This is a genomic window from Robiginitalea sp. (assembly GCF_049588695.1).
Taxonomy (GTDB): Bacteria; Bacteroidota; Bacteroidia; order Flavobacteriales; family Flavobacteriaceae; genus Robiginitalea.
Genome location: NZ_JBAVZJ010000448.1, coordinates 1 through 2728, shown reverse-complemented (window position 1 = coordinate 2728; position 2728 = coordinate 1). Strand labels below are relative to the sequence as shown.

At 46.2% G+C, this 2728-nt stretch carries 2 protein-coding genes and 1 pseudogene; all 3 read left to right on the top strand.

The annotated features are described in order from the left end of the window. Window positions 1–7 precede the first annotated feature (7 nt). Window positions 8–1327: a quinol:cytochrome C oxidoreductase gene (locus tag WBV75_RS10600; RefSeq protein WP_424120582.1), complete on the top strand. Its 1320-nt coding sequence runs from the start codon at window positions 8–10 to the stop codon at window positions 1325–1327. Window positions 1328–1360: 33 nt separating this feature from the next. Continuing rightward, complete coding sequence (locus WBV75_RS10595; protein ID WP_424120581.1) at window positions 1361–2428, top strand: cytochrome c oxidase subunit II; 1068 nt, start codon at window positions 1361–1363, stop codon at window positions 2426–2428. A gap of 37 nt (window positions 2429–2465) precedes the next feature. Next, a pseudogene (locus WBV75_RS10590) lies at window positions 2466–2728 on the top strand (cytochrome c oxidase subunit I); the annotation flags it as partial.

Here is a 2728-nt window from a genome sequence, read left to right as displayed (position 1 = left end):
ACTGCAGATGTATACCTTCTCAAACAGACTGAAAATAGGATCTCTGATTCTTATGGCTCTAGGGCTCGTGGGAATGGGGATTGGATTTGTTTCCGCGCCCTCGACAGTGGAAGAAGCCAAAGCTATGGTTGCCACTCATGATGACGGACATGGGGGAGGTCACGGGGAAGCCGCTCATGAAGCCACCGGCGCTGCTGCTCATGGAGATGAGGCACACGGTATGGATCACGACGAGCATTTGTTGCATCAATTGCAGAATCGCCCCTGGTCTGCTACCTATGTGGCCCTGTTCTTCTTCTTTATGATTTCACTTGGGGTGTTGGCATTCTACGGCGTTCAACGCGCCTCGCAGGCGGGCTGGTCACCCATGCTCTTCAGGGTTATGGAGGGAATTACGGCCTGGTTGGTGCCCGGAGGTATTCTGCTCTTTGTATTCCTGGTGCTTTCAGTCCTTCATATGAACCATCTTTTTGTGTGGATGGATGCGGATACAGTAGCTCATGATGAGTTGTTACAAGGCAAGGCGGGATATCTGAATTCCACATTTTTTCTTATAAGAGCAGCTATTTATCTTGGAGGCTGGATCGCGTACAGGGAGATTTCCAGAAGGCTTTCCCTCGCGCAGGATGCTTCAGATGATAACAGTAATTTTGTAAAAAATTTCCGCTGGTCTGCGGCATTCCTGGTTTTCTACCTGGTCAGCGAGTCCATGATGTCGTGGGACTGGATCATGAGTCTGGATCCACACTGGTTCAGTACCCTTTTTGGATGGTATGTATTTGCCAGTATGTTTGTTTCCGGAATCACGGTAATTGCCATGGTGACCATTTACCTCAAATCAAAGGGTTACCTGCCGGACGTCAATGACAGCCATATACACGATCTGGCCAAATTTATGTTTGGAATCAGCATTTTCTGGACCTATCTCTGGTTCAGCCAGTTCATGCTTATTTGGTATGCGAACATCCCTGAAGAAGTGACCTACTATGTTACGCGAATAGAGAATTACTCCCTGCCTTTCTGGGGTATGGTAGCTATGAATTTCATATTTCCCCTGCTGGTACTGATGAACAGTGATTACAAACGCCTGAACTGGTTTGTGATTATGGCTGGAATCGTCGTGCTTATGGGACATTATCTAGACGTGTTTAATATGGTTATGCCGGCTACAGTCGGAGACCAATGGTATATCGGTATTCCGGAAATTAGCGCGGTACTCTTTTTTGGAGGTGCATTTTTGTTCTGGGTATTCCGCGCACTGACCAAAGCACCTCTGCAGCCTACCCGCAATCCTTATATTGAGGAGAGTCGGCAGTTTCATTATTAAATCAAGCATTAGCGAATCATATCCGTTTACACGATGACAGCAGTATTGACGATAGCGGTTTTAGTTTTAGTGGGCATTGCCGTTTGGCAGATGACCAAGATTTTTGAATTGTCCCAGACAAGGGCTAAATCCGGAAATTCAGAAGTGGCGACAGATGAGGACAACCGGTACAACGGATACCTCATGTTTGTCTTTCTCGTTTTTATTTACGGGATTACCATTTTTAGTTTCTGGAAGTATGGCAAGTACATCCTGCCTGAGGCTTCCAGTGCACATGGTGCGGAATACGATTCTTTGTTGTTGTGGTCTTTTGTTATTATTTTTATAGTCCAGTTTATCACACAGGCGTTATTGCATTATTTCGCCTATAAATACCGGGGAAAGGAAGGCACAAAGGCGCTTTTCTTTGCGGACAACAACCGCCTGGAGTTTATCTGGACCATCATTCCGGTTATTGTGCTTGCAGGGTTGATTCTTTGGGGATTGTACACCTGGACCAATATTATGGACATCAACGAGGAGGACGATCCGCTTATCGTGGAACTCTATGCTCAGCAATTTAACTGGACAGCCCGCTATGGAGGGGCTGACAACGTTCTTGGAGAAGCGAATGTAAGGTTGATAAACATCGATCGAGCGAACATACTTGGGCTGGATGAATCCGATCCGAACGCTTCTGATGATATTATTGTTAAAGAACTCCATCTGCCGGTGGGTAGAAAGGTGAATTTCAAGTTCCGGTCTCAGGATGTGCTGCATTCGGCCTATATGCCGCATTTCCGGGCACAGATGAATTGCGTTCCCGGGATGACTACAGAATTCTCATTTACGCCTACAGTGACTACGGCGGAAATGAGACAGCGACCCGAAACGGTCGATAAAGTGAAGCGCACAAACGCCCTTAGGGCCGAAAAAGCCGCTATGGGAGAACCGAATTCGGACCCATGGGAATTTGATTATGTATTGTTATGTAATAAGATTTGTGGAAAGTCTCACTACAATATGCAGATGAAGATTATTGTAGAGACTGAAGAAGAGTACCAGGCATGGCTGGAGGGCCAACAGACCTTCAATGAGACGATGGCTTCCATGCAACCCTGAAAAAATGAATTGCTAGAAAAAGGATAAAAAAAAGACTATGTCAGTACAAGCACATGCATTGACCGATGACCACGCCCACGAAGAAGGGCACCACCATCACAAAGAGACGTTTGTAACAAAATATATTTTCAGTCAGGATCATAAAATGATCTCCAAACAATACCTGATTACAGGTTTAATCATGGGGTTCATTGGGATAGCGATGTCTTTGCTTTTCCGGATGCAGCTTGCCTGGCCGGGAGAGTCCTTCCCGCTTTTTGAAGCTGTTCTGGGAAAATGGGCCCCGGATGGGGTTATGGA